Source organism: Pararhizobium sp. A13, assembly GCF_040126305.1.
Taxonomy (GTDB): domain Bacteria; phylum Pseudomonadota; class Alphaproteobacteria; order Rhizobiales; family Rhizobiaceae; genus Pararhizobium.
The window spans coordinates 4,351,618-4,367,515 of the sequence record NZ_CP149510.1; the positions used below are offsets into that span (position 1 = coordinate 4,351,618).

A 15,898-nucleotide genomic window follows, 5' to 3' on the forward strand; every position below is an offset into this window, starting at 1 on the left:
CCCCCGCACCTTTAGAGACCGCTATTCTCGGCGGCGGTCTTCAGCGCATCCTCCGGACTGGCCTGGCCAAGCAGCGCTTCCTGAATGGCCTGCTGCAGGGCCGTCGAGAGCTCCTGATACTTCGGCGTCGTCGGCCGCGGATACATGGCGGCGAGCCCGAGCTTGGCGGCCCCGATCAGCTCCTCCTGCCCCTTGGTCACGGCCGGGTCTTCATAGGACGATGCCCAGATCGGCAGGCTGAGCTTGGCGTACTGGTTCTGCACCTCCTGAGAGGTCATGAAGGTGATGTATTTCCAGGCGTCGTCGGGATGCTTGCTGGTTGACGTGATGCCGAGCCCCATCGATCCGTTCACCGCCGAAACCTCGCTCTTGCCGGCGACGCCCGGTGCCGGCACGACGCCGACCTTGCCGGCAACCTTGCTGTCCTTGCCGGCATTGGCCAGGTTGTACATATAGGTCCAGTTCAGCGCGAAAGCGGCTTCACCGTTTTCGAACACCTTGCGGACATCCTCCTCGAGGAATTCCTTCGAATTCGGATTGGAGATGCCGGAGGTATAGCTGGACACCATGTATTTCAGCGCATCAAGACCGCCACCCGTCTGGAACGCCGGCTTGCCGCCATCGAGGAACTTGCCGCCATAGGCGCTGACCAGCGTCGTGTAATCGCAGATCGCCGCTTCCGCCTGCGACCAGCTCCAGGTGATCGGCGTCGCGAGCAGACCCTTGTCCTTGATGATCTTCGCCTGCTCGGCAAGCTCGTCCCAGGTTTTCGGCGGCGCCTTGATGCCGGCCTTCTCGAGAATGTCCTTGTTGTAGAACAGGTATTTCGTGTCGAGAATCCACGGCATGCCGTAATAGGCGCCGTCATACTGGACCGTCGTCCAGGCGCCGGGCAGCACGCCCTTCGTCATATCGTCGGTAATGCGCGAAGACACATCGACCAGAACCTTGTTGGTCGCATATTCGGCTGGCCAGATCACGTCGAAGAGCACGACGTCGTAGCCGCCGCCGGAGCCCTGCGCCAGAACGGTCTTGTCGTGCAGCCCCTCGTAAGGCACGAATTCGAGATTGACCTTGACGTCCGGATTGGCCTTGCTGAACGCCTCCGTCATGGCCCGGACATCCGCCTCGCTATAGGCCGCCTGCGCCATGAACAACGCATTGAGCGTGGTTTCGGCATAGGCATTGGTCGCAAAGAAGGCGCCGATCAGAGTGGCGCCAAGAAGCGCATTTCGCTTGGACTTAAACATGTCTTCCCTCCAGTGATGGACATCAATCGGTTCGCTGGCGCACAATTGCGCGCATCTTTCCGTAAGCCGCCATTCAGCGGCATCGGCATGCCTTGTCGAAGTGTCGCACGGTCATTAGGGGTGATCCCATCTGCCGTTTCGTTCCCTCAAGAGCTCTTCGGCCCTTTATTAAGTCAATTGATTTGACTTATTTCTTGTTCAATATTCTAATAGTGTCAAGAGGAATTTGCGAGTGAATGAGATGCGGGTGATACGAGGCAAGAGCGGCACCAATCAGGAAGGAACGAGCGCCCATAATCGCCGCGTCATGATCGATGCTCTGCGGCTGAACGGGAAATTGTCTCGCGCCGATCTCGCGCGGGCGTCCGGGCTCACCAAGCAGGCGGTCTCCAACATCGTCGATGATCTGGAGCGGGATGGGCTGGTTGTGTCGCTGGCGGCGGTGCGCAATGGTCGCGGCAAGCCTTCGATGCCCTATCGGCTGGTGCCGGAAGGTGCATTCGCAATCGGCCTGCAGATCGACCGCCACATTACACGGGTGATCGCCGTGAACCTCATCGGCACCGTGCTGGTGCGCGCCCAGGCCAATCTGCCGCCCGGCGGCCCTGCGAACGGTGCCAAGGTCATTCTCGACCTCATCACGCAGGTGAGGACTGAACTCGCCGGCATCGCGGAACATTCGGAACAGCGCCTTGTCGGCCTCTGCGTCGCCATGCCTGGGCCATTCGGTCTTGCGACCGACAATGACGATCAATGGATGATGGCGGCCTGGCAGAATTTTCCGCTGCTCGAAACGCTCGCCGCCGGAACCGGACTGGAAGTCGCCCTGCAGAACGACGCGGCCGCCTGCGCCACTGCCGAGCGCATGGTCGGCGCCGCCCACGGTGTCGACCACGCCGTCTGCCTCTATGTCGGCTACGGTATTGGCGCGGGCCTCATCCTCAACGGCGAGCTTTACGCCGGAGGCAACGGCAATGCAGGCGAAATCGGCATGGCGCTGCTACCGCCCACCGTTCGGCGCCCGGAACGATCATCGCTCGAACACCGCGCGTCGCTTGCCTCGCTCTACCAGCACCTGAATGCCGATCCGGCCGACCCGGAACTTCATGACCGGTTGAATACATTGGTCAGCAAAGACGATCCGGCGGTCGCCTCGTGGATCGATGCTGCCGCCGAGGAATTGCGCTGGGGGGTGCAACTGATCGAGACGATCTTCGATCCGCAGACCGTCATCCTGTGCTCGAGCGCGCCGGAGGCACTGACCCGGCGGATTTTCGACGCCATCCATCCCCTGCTGCCATCGATCGCAAACCGCCCCGGCCGCGCCCTGCCCCGCCTGCAGCTCGGCATGACCGATCCCTGGTCGGTGGCTCTCGGCGCCGCCGCCGAACCGATCAGCCGCGCCTTCGATCCGCGCTTTTCCGCAATCCTGAAGACGCGGGCCAGCGCCGTCGGCTAGAGTGTGCAACCATGATGTCCCGTATCCGGCTTCACAGCGACGGCCCTATATTTTCGAGATTGGTGTGGGGAGCATATCGCATCACCAACGATCCGGAGCGGCGCGAGATCGCTCACATCGCCCGCATGGTCGACACATGTCTCGACGCGGGGATCACGACGATCGATCACGCGGATATCTATGGCGGCTATCGTGTCGAGGCGCTTTTCGGCGAGATGCTGGCGAGCCGTCCCGATCTGCGCAACCGGATCGAACTGGTGACGAAATGCGGCATAGCGCTGGTCAGCCCGGCCCGGCCGGATCATCGCATTAAACACTATAACAGCACTCCCCAGCATATTCGGCAATCGCTCGAAAACTCTCTGCGCAATCTGAAGGTCGATCACATCGATCTGCTGCTTTTGCATCGACCAGATCCTCTGCTAGATGCCGCAGAGGTTGCCGGCGTGCTGGAAACCTTGGTCGGGGAGGGCAAGACACGCGCCATCGGCGTCTCAAACTACACGCCGTCGCAATTCGCGCTGCTGCAATCGAAGCTCAACATTCCGCTCGTGGCAAACCAGATCGAGTTGTCCGTCAGCCACACGGCACCGCTTCATGACGGGACGCTCGACGACTGCCAGCGCCTCGGTGTACTCCCGATGGCCTGGTCTCCGCTTGGCGGTGGCCGGTTGTTTGACCCGGAGAAGGGCAACCCGAGACTTGTCGAGCTACTGACCGATCTCGCGGCCCGCTACAATGCGGGTGGTCCGGGTGCCATCGCGCTGGCGTGGCTGCTGCGTTTGCCCTCCAAACCACTGCCGATCATTGGTTCGACCGACCCCAAACGGGTGCAGGCGCTGGCGCGCGCCGGCGAAATCGAGCTAGAGCTTCAAGATTGGTTCCGGGTGCTGGAAACGGCAACCGGGCGACCGGTGCCTTAGTTGGTTTCCGGACAGCGTAGTCAGGCAACCCGAAATGCCATGACGAAGCAACCGAGCGTACCGATGGACGACAGCGTCCGCACATGGTTCCACCTGACCCAATCGATGAGATAGGTCGATGACCACAGACGGACGGCTTCCTCGCTTTGCGGCTGCAGCGCTTCGAGCGCATTGTTCATCGGCACATTGAAGACCATCGTCACCATGATCGTGCCGACGAGGAAAAGGAGACTGCCAGCGATCACATAGAGCCTCGCCGGACTGCCGGTGAAGAACGCGACGGCGACAAGGACGAGCGACAGAAGCGTCGTTCCGAAAAAGGCCAGCATGAACCACGGATTGAGGATCACGACGTTGATCGACTGCATGGCGGCGACACCTTGCTCGGCAGGCAGGCGGCCGAGCGCGCCCATGATGCAGACGGAGAAGATGAAGAACAGGCCGGCATTGATGCCGGCGCCAATGACGGCCGAGAAGATCAGAAAGGGGAAAAGTCCGGCCATCATTTCAGGTCCTCCCAGATACCGGTTGCAGCCGTTTCTCGAACATAATCGGAAAAGTCACGCGGCGGACGGCCGAGCGCTTGGAAAACCCCATCCGTCAGACTTTCATTGCTGCCGTCAAGAACGGTGGTGAAGAGATAGTTCACAAGCCAGATGTATTCACCGGGAATCTCGGCCTCCTCGAGCATGGCGGCATACGTATCGACCGGCACGGTCGCGTAGCGGATATCCCGCCCCGTCTCCCGGCTGATCTCCGCCACTGCCTGGCGGAAAGTCATCAGCCGCGGGCCGGTCACTTCATAGGTCTTTCCGGCACGCCCCGGCTCGGTCAGGGCGGCAACGGCTATCTCGGCGATGTCATTCGCGTCGATGAACGGCTCCCTGACTTCACTCACAGGTAGTACCAGTTCACCTGCCTGGATGCCCTCGACCATGAAGGCCTCGCTGAAATTCTGGAAGAACCAGCTGGCACGGATGATCGTGCATGGGGCGCCGGACGCCTTCAACACTTCCTCAGCGGCCAAGGCTTCATCCTCGCCGCGGCCTGATAACAGGACGAGGTGCTTGAGGCCCTTCTCGACCGCCAGTTTCGACAATTGGCGGATCGCGTCCACCGCGCCGGGCACGGCGAGGTCCGGCTGGTAGCTGACATAGGCAGCGTCGACGCCTTCGAGCGCCGCCGCCCAGCCGGACGGATCGGTCCAGTCGAAGGCCGGGCTGGTCGAGCGGGACGCAAGCCTAACTTGCTTTCCCTTCGCCATCAGACGCTCCGCAACGCGGCGCCCCGTCTTGCCGCTGCCACCGAGGATCAGGATCGTCTCGCTGCTCATATGCTTCCTCCCCTTGTTATATTCAAAATGTGAGAATAACTCACATTTGCTAAATGTGATAAACCCTCGTATTTTATCCGTCAAGAGAAATTCGAAAGGAGCCATCTTGGCCAAAGGCAGGAGCGCGCCCACCGCAACACCACAAGACCAGGGCGTGATGCGCCGCGAACCGGCGCAGAAGCGTAGCCGCGAGCGGGTCGAACATATCCTGTCCTGTGCCTGCAGGTTGATTGCCGAGCGCGGCAGCGACACGATGCGCATGAGCGAAGTGGCTGAACTGAGCGGCATATCGATCGGCTCGCTCTACCAGTATTTTCCGGACAAGGCGGCGATCATCCGCACGCTGGCCGAGCGGTACAATACCGTCTCGCGGGCCTGCATCGCAAAAGGGCTTGCGCATGTGAAATCCATCGGCGACCTGCGCACAGCGTTCTCGGCCCTGATCGACGAATATTACGAGATTTTCCTCGCCGAGCCCGTCATGCGCGACATCTGGTCTGCCATGCAGGCCGACAAGGCATTGCGCGAGATCGAGCTTGCGGAAAGCCGCAAGAACGCCACGCTGCTTGCCGCCGCCCTGAAGCGCGCCCTGCCCGATGAAGACATGGAAAAGCTTCAGGTTTCGGCCCTGCTGGTGATGTATTTTGGCGAATGCGCCATGCGGCTCGCCATTTCCACCGGTGAGGCCGAAGGCAGGGCTCTGGTCGAAGCCTACAAGCAGATGGCTTATCGAAGCTTCGCGCCGACCCGGCTGCGGACGTCAGACCGGCCAGCCCCGCAGGATTTTCTTTCATGACCTGCCAGCGATTACCCCCGCGCATCGACAGCGGCCTTATTCGCATGCCTGTTCACGCCGCCACTCCTGGTGCCACAGGCTCAACCGCCGTCAACCGGCGCCACAGCGGCGCCATGGCATCGGCGATATCCCGATAGAGACGGTATCGCCGTGCATAATGCCCCTCAAGCGAGACGTTCGGACGATAGAACCGCTCCGTTCGCACCATCGCGGCCGCGCCGTCTGCGAAACCTGAGAACAGGCCAACGCCGGTGCCGGCGGCGATCGCAGCCCCCAGGGCCCCCGTTTCGCGCGAACGGGCGACCGAGACCGGAACGCCGAGCACATCGGCGAAAATCTGCGGCCAGATCAGGCTGCGCGAGCCGCCGCCGGAGAGCACTGCCTCGTTGAAGACGGCACCGGCCTTGCGCATCGTCTCGATGTGCTGCCGATGCCCGAACGCGACACCCTCCAACACGGCGCGGACCAGATGCCCCTTCGTATGCCAGCCTGCGACGCCGTAAAAACCGGCCCGCGCATTGCCATCTTGCTGCGCCCCATAGAGGAAGGGATGATAGAGCGGATCGTCGGTCGCCGGCTCGATGGCGGAGGCCAGATCGCAGCACATGTCGAAAGGCGAGCGGCCGCCCTGATCAACATCCGAGAAGAACTCTCGCACCATCCATTCGAGGTTTGCCGCCGATGTCGCACTCGACTCGATCGCCATATAGCGGTCGTGATCGAAGGTAGAGGACATAAACACCGGGCCATCGAGTTCGGGCCTGTCGATGATCACCTGATTGATGCTCCAGGTTCCTGCAATGATCGAGGCGGCGCCCGTGCGGGTGACACCGGAACCGACTGCGGAGGCGATCACGTCGAACAGACCGCCGACGACGGGCGTGCCAGCAGCAAGCCCCGTCTGCTTTGCCGCTTCCTCCGTCACCTGCCCGGCAATATCGGCACTTTCGACGAGTGGCGGCAAAAGCCCCAGGCAGTCGCCGAGGCCATAAGCCTCCATCAGGTCCCGGTCATAGCGGCGGGCGGCAACGTTGAGAAGCCCGCAGCCGGTCATGTCCGAGACCTCGCTGACGCGCTGCCCTGTAAGCCGGTTGACGATGAAATCCTTGCAGAGAAAGACGGTGCCGATCTTGGCAAAAGTTTCCGGCCGGTGGCCCTTCAGCCATGCCAGCAGCGTCGGCGTCTGCGACGGCCAAGGCCGCTGCTGGCCGATCGGATAGGTCCGGTCGCCCACACCCTCCGCCCGCCATTCATCGACCAGTCCCGCCGCCCGTGTATCCAGCGACTGGATGCCGAGAAGCGGCCGGCCGTCGCGATCGAGCGCATAGAGGCCGTTGCCATGTCCGGCGCAGCCGATCGCGGCGATTTCGTCCGGTCGGATTTTGGCCTGTTCGATGCAGGCACGGATGACCTGCCGGGCATTCGCCCAGAGCTCCTCCAGCCCGCGCTCGACATGGCCCGGGCATGGCATGCGGCTGTGTCCCTCCGCCGACGCAGCCGCGATTTCGTTGCCTTGCCGGTCGAAGATCACCGCCTTGATGACGGTGTTGCCGGCGTCGAGCCCCAACAGATAGTCTCCCATAAAGAACCCCTCCCAAGGTTCGAACCGCAGCTCAGCCCTGCCGATAGAGCGCGAAGGCTTCCTCGCCGCTCGCGTCCTCATGCACGATCGCCATCAGCCCGCGCACCACGGCACCCGGATTGGCGTGCTGATAGATGTTGCGCCCATAGACCATGCCCATTGCGCCCTGCCCCATCAAGGCCGCGGACTTGTCGAAGACGGCACGAAGGTCCTCCTTGCCGCCGCCGCGCACCAGAACCGGGCAGCGCGCCGCCTCCACGACCCTGTGGAAATCCTCCGCATTGTCTGTCGGGTCGGCCTTGATGATATCGGCCCCCATCTCGCGGGCAAGCCGCGTCAGCGTGACGATCTTGTCGGCATCGCCATCGACCATGTAGCCGCCACGTTCGGTGACCGGCTGCATCACCAGCGGCTCGATCATCAGCGGCATGCCATACTTGTCGCAATCGGCCCGCACGCGGGAAATGTTCTGCACGCATTGGCGGAACAGCTCCGGCTCGTCCGGCAGCATGAACAGATTGACGACGACGCAGGCCGCATCCATCTCAATCGCCCCGATCAGCGGCTCGGCCTCGTTCTGCAGCACGGCCCACATGTCGCGGTGGCGGATGCGATTATACGGATTGCCCATGTCGATGCGCATCACCAGCGCCGGTTTGTCCTTGCCGGGCACATCCTGCAGCAGGTCCGCCTGGCCGTAGTTCATCTGGATTGCGTCCGGTGCGGCATCGACCAATGCTTTGACGACAGCCTGAATATCCTCGATCCCACTGAGGAAGGACGGTTCGTTGCAGACGCCGTGATCGATCGCCACGTCGAGGCAGCGGCCGCCGCCGAACAGACGGTTCATCCGGACTTTGCTGTTGTGTCGCATTCTGTGCTCCTTGGTTCGTTCCTTGCGGAAAGCGTGTCCTCGTTTACGCCGTGGCGTTCGTTGAGAAGGGTGAGAAAACGGGTGCGCTCGACTGTACGCTGCGCAGGCGTCCAGCGCTTTTCCTGTGTCAGCAGGTCGAGCACGGCATCCGTCATGTCGAGCGAGAGTTCGCCCGAGACGGCCAGCGTGGTGCGCCGCAGAAGCAGATCGTCGAGATGTTCGACGGCTTCGTTGCGGATCAGGAAAAGGAGTTCGCACTTAGAATAGCCGGGATGCGGCATCGGCACGTCCAGTCCAGCAGCGACGCAGCTCGCAACAACCTCGACATCCGTGCCATAGCGGGCGAAAAGCTCGGCTGCACGCCCAAGGGAAAGCCCGGTTTCAGCGGCCAGTCGCGATATCCATGTCGCGGTATCCGACGGAAATCGCCGCCCGCCGCCGATGGCCCGCTCGGTTGTCTCGACGCGGCGGGGCCGTCCCAGCCGTTCCAGCGTCATGTCGGCCGCAAGTTCCCCGAACGAGCGAAACGTCGTCCACTTGCCGCCGATCATGCACAGCACCGGCACGCCGCCATTCTGCGGCTCGACGACGGTACAGAAATGATCGCGCGGAATGCGGCCGGTAAAATTGTCGGCACTGGCCGGCAACGGCCGAACGCCGGAGAACTGGAAGACGATCTCCTCGGGCCGGATCGATATCCCCGGCAGCACGAAGGCGAGCGACTGCAGGATATAGTCCCGCTCGTCGGCCTCGCAGCGCACGCCTTCCGGATCATCGACGCGGATGTCAGTGGAGCCGACCAGCACCTTGCCTAGATAGGGAAAGAGGATGCAGATCCGCCCGTCCTCGTTTTCGTAGTAGATCATGTGATCGGCAAGCGCGTCGCGGAGCGTCGCATTCTCAATGATCAGGTGCGAACCCTTGGTGCCGCCCACCAACGGCCCCGGCTGCACCTGCGGCGACAACAACGCGCCATTGGTGATGTCGATCCAGCCACCGGTGGCGTTGATCACGAGCCTGGGCTCGACGGTGGTAAACGTCCTGCCGACCTGGTCCTCGATGACATATCCGCCATCTTCATCGCGGCGCATTGCCGCATAATTCAGCGCCCGCGCCGCGGGATTTGCCCAAAGGCCATCCTGCAGCAGCTCGATCCCCAACCGCTCCGGATGGCTGACCCAGGCATCGAAATAGGTGGCGGAACTCTTGATGTCCGGATTGAGCGCCGGCCATTTTTCAAGCGTCGCCCGGCGCCCACGGAACTGGTGCCGCGGCATCAGGGCACGCTTGCGGGTCAGAAAATCATAGATGCTCAATCCCGCCTTGATCGTCACCGCCCCCCGGCGGCTCGGGTGGCGAGTCAAGCCCAAAAACCGGACGATGCCGTTGCCGAGGCCGGAAAAGATATCGAACACCGGTACGGTCGTCGGCAACGGTCTGACGTAATGCGGCGCGTTGCGCAGCAGCCGGTCGCGCTCGATCAGCGATTCCTGCACCAGCTTGAACTCGCCGTTTTCGAGATAACGAAGCCCTCCATGCACCATGCGCGACAGCGCCGAACTGGCGCCGGAGCAATAATCATGCTTCTCGACCAGCACCACGTTCAGCCCCTGCAGCGCCAGTTCCCGAAAGACGCTGATGCCGTTGATGCCGCCGCCGATGACACACACGTCCACCTTCGGGCTCTGGCGGAGCCCGTCCAATATCTCTTCACGTTTCATGATGGCGATCCGCTACCTGTCCATATCAGTCAGTTTCGCCGATATGGCCGCGTCGATGGCCGAACGGTCGTCCGCATCAAGCCGGATCGTCCCGGCCCTCGCATTGTCGAGCGCCTGTGCCGGATTGCGCGCCCCGCACAGCGCAAAAGTCACACCGGGCTGCGAAAGCGTCCAGGCAATCACCGTCTGGGCGATGCTTGCGCCATGCTTATCGGCAACCGGCCGTATGGAGGAAGCAAACGCCGCCGCCTTCTCCCGGTTGGAGACGGAGAAACGCGGATGGTCTCGCCGCTGGTCGTCGCCGGAAAAGATGCGATCAGGACCGATCATGCCCGAAAGCAGCCCGAGCGCCAGCGAGGAATAGCTCAGCACCGCAATGCCGTTCGCCGTGGTCAGCGGCAGGAGGTCGGTCTCGATCTCGCGATCGATCATGCTGAAGCGCTCCTGGATCGCATCGAGCCCGCCGACCGCGACATAGGTTTCCAGTTCCGCCGGACTGACATTGCTCGCCCCGATCGCCCGGACCTTGCCGGATGCGCGCAGGTCTTCCAGCGCCCGCATCGCCTCCTCGATCGGCGTCGTCGGATCCTGCCAGTGGGTGATGTAGAGATCGATATAGTCCGTGCCGAGCCGCCTCAGGCTCTGCTCCACCTCATACAGGATCGCGTCGCGACCAAGGTACCTGTGCACCGGCTTGCCATCCTGATCGAAGAAATGCCGGCCTTTCTCAGTGTGCCAGACCAGCCCGCATTTCGTCGCAATCACCGCCTTGTCACGGCGCCCCGTGAGCGCATTTCCGACAATCTCCTCCGAGCGTCCGAGGCCGTAGGCCGGCGCCGTATCGATCAGCGTCACCCCGGCATCGAGCGACGCCTGGATCGCGGCAATCGATTCCTTCTCGTCGGTACCGCCCCACATCCAGCCGCCGATCGCCCAGGTGCCGAGCCCGACCGCCGAAGCGGTCACGCCGGACCTGCCGATTTCGCGCATCAACTGCCCGCCGCTCATGCCAGTTTCCCTTCGCCATGCGCCAGCGCCAGCACCCGCGCGCCGGTCGCCTCATCCGTCACCAGCGTGTCGAGGTGATTGCCGCGCATGACGCTGAGAATCGGACCCGCCTTGTTCGGTCCGCTGGCAACGCCGATCTTCGTCGGGATCGAAGCAAACTCCGGAAGTGTCAGTGACACCAGCGACCGGTTGAGGCTGTAGTCGCACACCCGACCGTAGCCATCGAGAAGATGCGCCAGCAATTCGCAGGAGGCGCCGGAACGCTCGATCGCCGCGCGATCGGTGCTCGAAGACGGATGCAGGTCGTAATAACTCGAATCATCCGAGAGGATCGAACCGATGCCGACCACCGCAATCTTTGCCTCCCGCGCCCGTTTGAAGACATCGGCGACGGAGCGCATGTTGATCAGCATGCCCCGTTCGGCGGCGCTGTCGGCAAAGAGCGGCGCGTGAATCTGAAAAGATCGTCCGCCGAGACGGTCGGCCATCAGCGTCGAAACGTGATTGACGTCGGTATAGTGCTTGCCCTGGACGCAGCCCGTCGCCGGGATCACCTCGACATCGAAGCGCCGCGGCGCCTGCAATCCGGCGACGACGGCGCTGACACCCTTGCCGCCGGTGATGCAGATCGTGTCGCCGTCCGTAATGTCCTCCAGCAGCAGCCGGGCGGCTGCCTCGCCTACGGCCTGAAGCGCCGTCTGTGGATTATCGGAGACAGTCGGGACAACGACGGCACGGCTGATACCGCCGAGCGCCAGAAGTCGCTCTTCCATATCGACCAGCGGCTCGACCGGAGACTTGATCTTGATCTCGACGAGGCCAAGCTGGCGGCCGCGTTTGATCAGCCGGTTGACGGTGGCATGCGAGATGCCGAGTTGATCGGCGATCTGCGCCTGCGTCAGTCCTTCGAGGAAATGCAGAACCAGCGCCTGGTGCATCTGCCGGGCGATGACGATTTCCTCGCGCGGCGCGTTTGCGGGTTTGAGTTTGGCAATCGGCATATCAGGCAGCCTTCCGCTTGTGCAGGAAATGGTCGATGGAGACGGCGGCAAGCAGAATGCATCCTTTGATCATGTCTTGCCAATAGACCGAGACATCGAGCAGGATCAGTGAGCTTGTCACCACCGAGAGCAAGGCAATACCCAGGATCGCGCCGAGAATGGTCCCAGAGCCACCCTTGAGCGAGGCACCGCCGATCACGGCGGCGGCGATGATGTTGAGCTCCATGCCGGCGCCGAAGGTCGGGGTCGCAGCGCCGAACCGGGACATGTAGATCACGCCGGCGACACCGGACAGTGTGGCGCAGAGCACAGTCACCCAGAACTTCACCTGGCTGGTCTTGATACCGGAATAAAGAGCCGCCTTCTCGTTGCTGCCGGTGTAGAACACCTTGCGGAAGGCCGTCGCCCGACGCAGCAGGAAATCGAACAGCACGACCACGGCGACGAAAATCAGGATCACATAGGGCACGCCATAGAACGTGCCCTGCCCGACCGCCTTGAAGCCTGGCGGCAGCGTGAAGAGCGAAAGCGGCGTGCCCTTGGTGATGATCAGGCAGATGCCGCGCACGATCACCATGGCCGCAAGCGAGGTGATGAAGTGGTTGAGCCCCACCACCGTGACGAAGAACCCCATGATACCGCCGATGACGGCGCTGGCGAGAATGCCGATCAGCGAAGCGCTCCAGGGGTCGAGCCCCATCAGGAACAGCGAGCCGGACAGCACCATCGAGAGGCAGACGACCGAGCCGACCGAAAGATCGATGCCGCCGACGATCAACAGGATCGTCATGCCGACGACCACGATCCCCTCAACCGAAAACGACATCAGCATCGCCCGGAAGTTGCCGAGCGTCAGGAAATGCGGTGAGGCGAAGCTCATGGCGATGCAGAGCGCAAGGATGATCGCGATCAGCCCTGCCTCGCGCATCGTCCCCAGCCTCCTCCAGCCAGGCGCGCGCGCTGCCATTGTCGCTGCCAAAGTGTCGATTGCCATAACCTTGTCTCCCGTCCCTGCTTTTTCTTCAGGCGGCATGCTCTGATGCCTTTGAATTGTTGTGGCCGCCGATGCCGGATGCGAGCCGCATGATCGCCTCCTCCGTCATTGCCGCTCCCTCGACTTCGCCCATCACCCTGCCCTCGCGGATCACCAGCACCCGGTCGCAGAGGCCGAGAAGTTCCGGCAGTTCAGAGGAGATGACGACGATGCCGATGCCGGCGCGCGTAAGATCGCGCAGCAGCCGGTGGATTTCCGACTTGGCGCCGACGTCGATGCCCCGCGTCGGCTCGTCCATCAGAATCACCTTGGGATCGACCGCCAGCTGCTTGGCGATCGCCACCTTCTGCTGGTTTCCGCCCGAGAGCGACGACACCGGCATGTCGATCCCGCCCATGCGGACACCGAGCCGCCTGACGAGATCCCGCGCTAGATCGGCCTCGGCTTTGGCATTCAAAAGCCCGGCCGGCCCGGTCAGCGCCTTCAGGTCGAGAACCGCGATGTTCTGCGCGATCGACAGATCGAGGAAGACGCCGGATCCCTTGCGGTCTTCGGAGAGATAGACAACGCCGGCCTTCACGGCATCGGCATAGGATCGCGCGTGCATGGTTTGCCCGTGCAAACGCACTTCGCCTGCCGTTGTCGGGCGCAGTCCGCAAATACCTTCGGCAATTTCGGTTCGGCCCGAGCCGATCAATCCGCCGATACCGAGGATTTCGCCTTTACGCAATTCGAAGCTCACTGCATTGAAGCGGGCGCCGTCGCCGAGATTGCCGACCGACAGGATGGTTTCGGCAGACCGCTCATCCGGCGCTTGCTTTTCCGGATAGAGCTGCGTGATTTCGCGCCCGACCATGCGGCGCACAACATCGTCCGGCGTCACATCCGCCACCCGCTCCGTCGACACGTAGCGCCCGTCTCGGAACACGGTCACCCGGTCGCAGAGGCTGAAGATTTCGGCCATGCGATGGCTGATATAGATGATCGATATCCCTTGAGCCTTCAGATCGCGGATGATGCCGAAGAGCACTTGCGCTTCCGCTTCCGTCAGCGCCGCCGTCGGTTCGTCGAAGATCAACACGCGGCAATCGAGTGTCAACGCCTTGGCGATCTCGACAAGTTGCTGGCCGGAAATCGAGAGTTCTCCGACCGTGCGGCGCACGTCGATCGGCGCCAGGCGGTTCATCACCGCCTGCGCATCGCGCGCCAGCCTGCCATAGTTCATGAAGGGCGAGCGGCGCCGGTTGGTCGCTGCCATGAACATGTTCTCGGCAACCGTCGCATCCGGGCAGAGCGCAATTTCCTGATGCACGAGGCCAAGCCCGAGCGATTGCGCGACGGCCGGAGACGTCACTTTCACCGGCACGCCGTCGACAAGAACCTCCCCGTCGCTCGGCTGCAGCACGCCGGCGATGATGTTCATCAGCGTCGATTTGCCGGCGCCGTTTTCGCCGCAAAGCGCATGAACCTCGCCCCGCGCCAGGCTGAAGCTGACGTCCGTCAAGGCCTTCACCGCACCGAAGTGCTTGCTGACATTGCGGATTTCCAGAACCGGCACGGACGCCATCGCATTCTCCTCCTCACGTTTGCGGAGGCCGCCCGGAAATCGAGACCCCGGACAGCCGGCACAAAGGCCTACTCGTCGATCCCCTTGGTGCCCCGCCGCTTGAGATATTTATCCCAGTAGAAGTCGTCGGCATTCTCGGCCGTGACGATCGACAGGCCGTTGTCGACGAAGGGAATGCTCATAGGATTGAAACCGGAACGCTTCGCGTCGTTCATCGGGTCGATCAGCTCGGGGTGTTTGGCAAGCCACAACATCATGAAGCCCATGTAGCCCTGCATGCCCTGGTTCGGGTTGATCGAGCCGAACACCTGGCCCGCCTTGATCATGTCGAGGATGTTCGCATTGACGTCGGCGCACATGACGAGGATCTTGCCGCCGCTTTCGTTGTTGGCCTGGGCAGCGCCGATCGCCGAATTGGCCTCCGGCATGAAGACGGCGCCGAGGTTCGGATGGGCCTGCGCCAGGCTCATCAGGCCCTGATAGGCCTTGTTCGGATCCTGGTTCGAGGCAGCGCGGCCGACCAGCTTCATGTCCGGATATTTTTCCTCCATGCGGGCGATGAAGGCGGCGATCCGCTTGTCGTGATTGTCCTGGCCCGGATTTTCCAGCACCGCATATTCGCCCTTGCCGCCCATCTTCTCGGCAATCGCGTCGGCCGCATAGGTGCCTTCGCGGGTGTTGTCGGAGGTGATGAACGAGATGCGCTTGGAAAGCGGCGAATCCGCCGCGAAGGTGACGACCGCGGTGCCCTGATCGATCGCCCGGTTGATCGGCTCGATGAACGGATCCGAGTTCATCGGATGGACGAGGATGCCGGCCGGGTTCTGCGCCAGCGCCTGGTCGAAGGTAGCGATCTGCTTGTTGACGTCATATTCCGGCGTGCCGGTATAGGCCGTCTCGCAGCCGAGCTGCTGGCCCGCCTGCTTGAACATTTCATAGACCGGGAACCAGTATTCGACACCCGAGACCATGACGTTCATGACGTATGTCTCGCCCGGCTGGCAGCGGAACGGGTTCTCCGTTTCCGCGCTGGCTGCGCCGGCAAAAAGCGTTGACGCAAGGACCGCCAACGCGGTCGTGCTCAGAAAATTGCGCAAGATTCCTCCTCGAGGCCGAAGCCCCTCCCAATATCCGGTGGCGCCGCAGAGGGCGGCCGTTGATCCGATGAAACCCGGAATTCCTCCTCGAAGTCCGGTATGGGGAGCTAACTGCAAAGGGTCGGTGTTGTCAATATAATTCACTATATGAAATATATTTCACATCGCTTGAGGTGTTTTTCAAGGCGAAGGAAAACACCAGCCCGGCGGGATCAGCCGACAGCGCAAATTCATGTGTCTTGCTCACCGAAGGAGGCCGGGCTGAACAATTCGCAAGACGTGCGAACGCACAG

The 15,898-nt window shown here is 62.3% G+C and carries 14 protein-coding genes; 3 read left to right on the forward strand and 11 right to left on the reverse strand.

The window, feature by feature from the left end; genetic code table 11:
• Window positions 1-11 precede the first annotated feature (11 nt).
• Entirely contained in the window at window positions 12-1,250 is a 1,239-nt protein-coding gene (locus tag WI754_RS21215) for an extracellular solute-binding protein (RefSeq protein ID WP_349435450.1), read from the reverse strand.
• A gap of 232 nt (window positions 1,251-1,482) precedes the next feature.
• Between WI754_RS21215 and WI754_RS21220 the strand changes: the two genes are divergently transcribed.
• Together WI754_RS21220 and WI754_RS21225 are read left to right on the forward strand one after the other, a co-directional pair.
• On the forward strand, window positions 1,483-2,709 hold the full coding sequence (locus WI754_RS21220) for an ROK family transcriptional regulator (protein WP_349435451.1): 1,227 nt from the start codon (window positions 1,483-1,485) through the stop codon (window positions 2,707-2,709).
• A gap of 62 nt (window positions 2,710-2,771) precedes the next feature.
• Window positions 2,772-3,632: an aldo/keto reductase gene (locus WI754_RS21225; protein WP_349435453.1), complete on the forward strand. Its 861-nt coding sequence runs from the start codon at window positions 2,772-2,774 to the stop codon at window positions 3,630-3,632.
• Between the two features lie 20 nt (window positions 3,633-3,652).
• Here the strand turns inward: WI754_RS21225 and WI754_RS21230 are convergent, their stop codons facing one another.
• Together WI754_RS21230 and WI754_RS21235 are read right to left on the reverse strand one after the other, a co-directional pair.
• Window positions 3,653-4,135 carry an anthrone oxygenase family protein gene (locus tag WI754_RS21230; RefSeq protein WP_349435454.1) on the reverse strand — a complete coding sequence of 161 codons (483 nt, stop codon included), beginning with the start codon at window positions 4,133-4,135 and terminating at the stop codon, window positions 3,653-3,655.
• Window positions 4,135-4,965 carry an NAD(P)H-binding protein gene (locus WI754_RS21235; RefSeq protein WP_349435455.1) on the reverse strand — a complete coding sequence of 277 codons (831 nt, stop codon included), beginning with the start codon at window positions 4,963-4,965 and terminating at the stop codon, window positions 4,135-4,137. Before WI754_RS21235 ends, WI754_RS21230 begins: the two co-directional genes overlap by 1 nt.
• A gap of 157 nt (window positions 4,966-5,122) precedes the next feature.
• On the opposite strand from WI754_RS21235, the gene WI754_RS21240 reads away from it, so the two are divergent.
• Entirely contained in the window at window positions 5,123-5,761 is a 639-nt protein-coding gene (locus tag WI754_RS21240; protein WP_349437907.1) for a TetR/AcrR family transcriptional regulator, read from the forward strand.
• Between the two features lie 52 nt (window positions 5,762-5,813).
• Here WI754_RS21240 and WI754_RS21245 read toward each other — a convergent pair whose 3' ends face one another.
• From WI754_RS21245 to WI754_RS21280, 8 genes are all read right to left on the reverse strand, one after another.
• Window positions 5,814-7,343 carry an FGGY-family carbohydrate kinase gene (locus WI754_RS21245; RefSeq protein WP_349435456.1) on the reverse strand — a complete coding sequence of 510 codons (1,530 nt, stop codon included), beginning with the start codon at window positions 7,341-7,343 and terminating at the stop codon, window positions 5,814-5,816.
• A 31-nt stretch (window positions 7,344-7,374) separates the two neighbouring features.
• Window positions 7,375-8,217, reverse strand: a complete 843-nt coding sequence (locus WI754_RS21250) for a class I fructose-bisphosphate aldolase (RefSeq protein ID WP_349435457.1) — start codon at window positions 8,215-8,217, stop codon at window positions 7,375-7,377.
• Window positions 8,190-9,938 carry a glycerol-3-phosphate dehydrogenase/oxidase gene (locus WI754_RS21255; protein WP_349435458.1) on the reverse strand — a complete coding sequence of 583 codons (1,749 nt, stop codon included), beginning with the start codon at window positions 9,936-9,938 and terminating at the stop codon, window positions 8,190-8,192. The genes WI754_RS21250 and WI754_RS21255 overlap by 28 nt, the downstream gene beginning before the upstream one ends.
• A 12-nt stretch (window positions 9,939-9,950) precedes the next feature.
• Entirely contained in the window at window positions 9,951-10,946 is a 996-nt protein-coding gene (locus tag WI754_RS21260; RefSeq protein ID WP_349435459.1) for an aldo/keto reductase, read from the reverse strand.
• On the reverse strand, window positions 10,943-11,947 hold the full coding sequence (locus WI754_RS21265) for a sugar-binding transcriptional regulator (RefSeq protein ID WP_349435460.1): 1,005 nt from the start codon (window positions 11,945-11,947) through the stop codon (window positions 10,943-10,945). Before WI754_RS21265 ends, WI754_RS21260 begins: the two co-directional genes overlap by 4 nt.
• A 1-nt stretch (window position 11,948) precedes the next feature.
• Window positions 11,949-12,941, reverse strand: coding sequence for an ABC transporter permease (locus WI754_RS21270; protein WP_349435461.1), 993 nt, complete (start codon window positions 12,939-12,941; stop codon window positions 11,949-11,951).
• Window positions 12,942-12,969: 28 nt separating this feature from the next.
• Window positions 12,970-14,508 carry a sugar ABC transporter ATP-binding protein gene (locus tag WI754_RS21275; RefSeq protein WP_349435462.1) on the reverse strand — a complete coding sequence of 513 codons (1,539 nt, stop codon included), beginning with the start codon at window positions 14,506-14,508 and terminating at the stop codon, window positions 12,970-12,972.
• Between the two features lie 68 nt (window positions 14,509-14,576).
• Window positions 14,577-15,605 (reverse strand): substrate-binding domain-containing protein, encoded by a 1,029-nt coding sequence (locus tag WI754_RS21280; RefSeq protein WP_349435463.1) that lies wholly within the window; start codon window positions 15,603-15,605, stop codon window positions 14,577-14,579.
• Window positions 15,606-15,898: the final 293 nt, after the last annotated feature.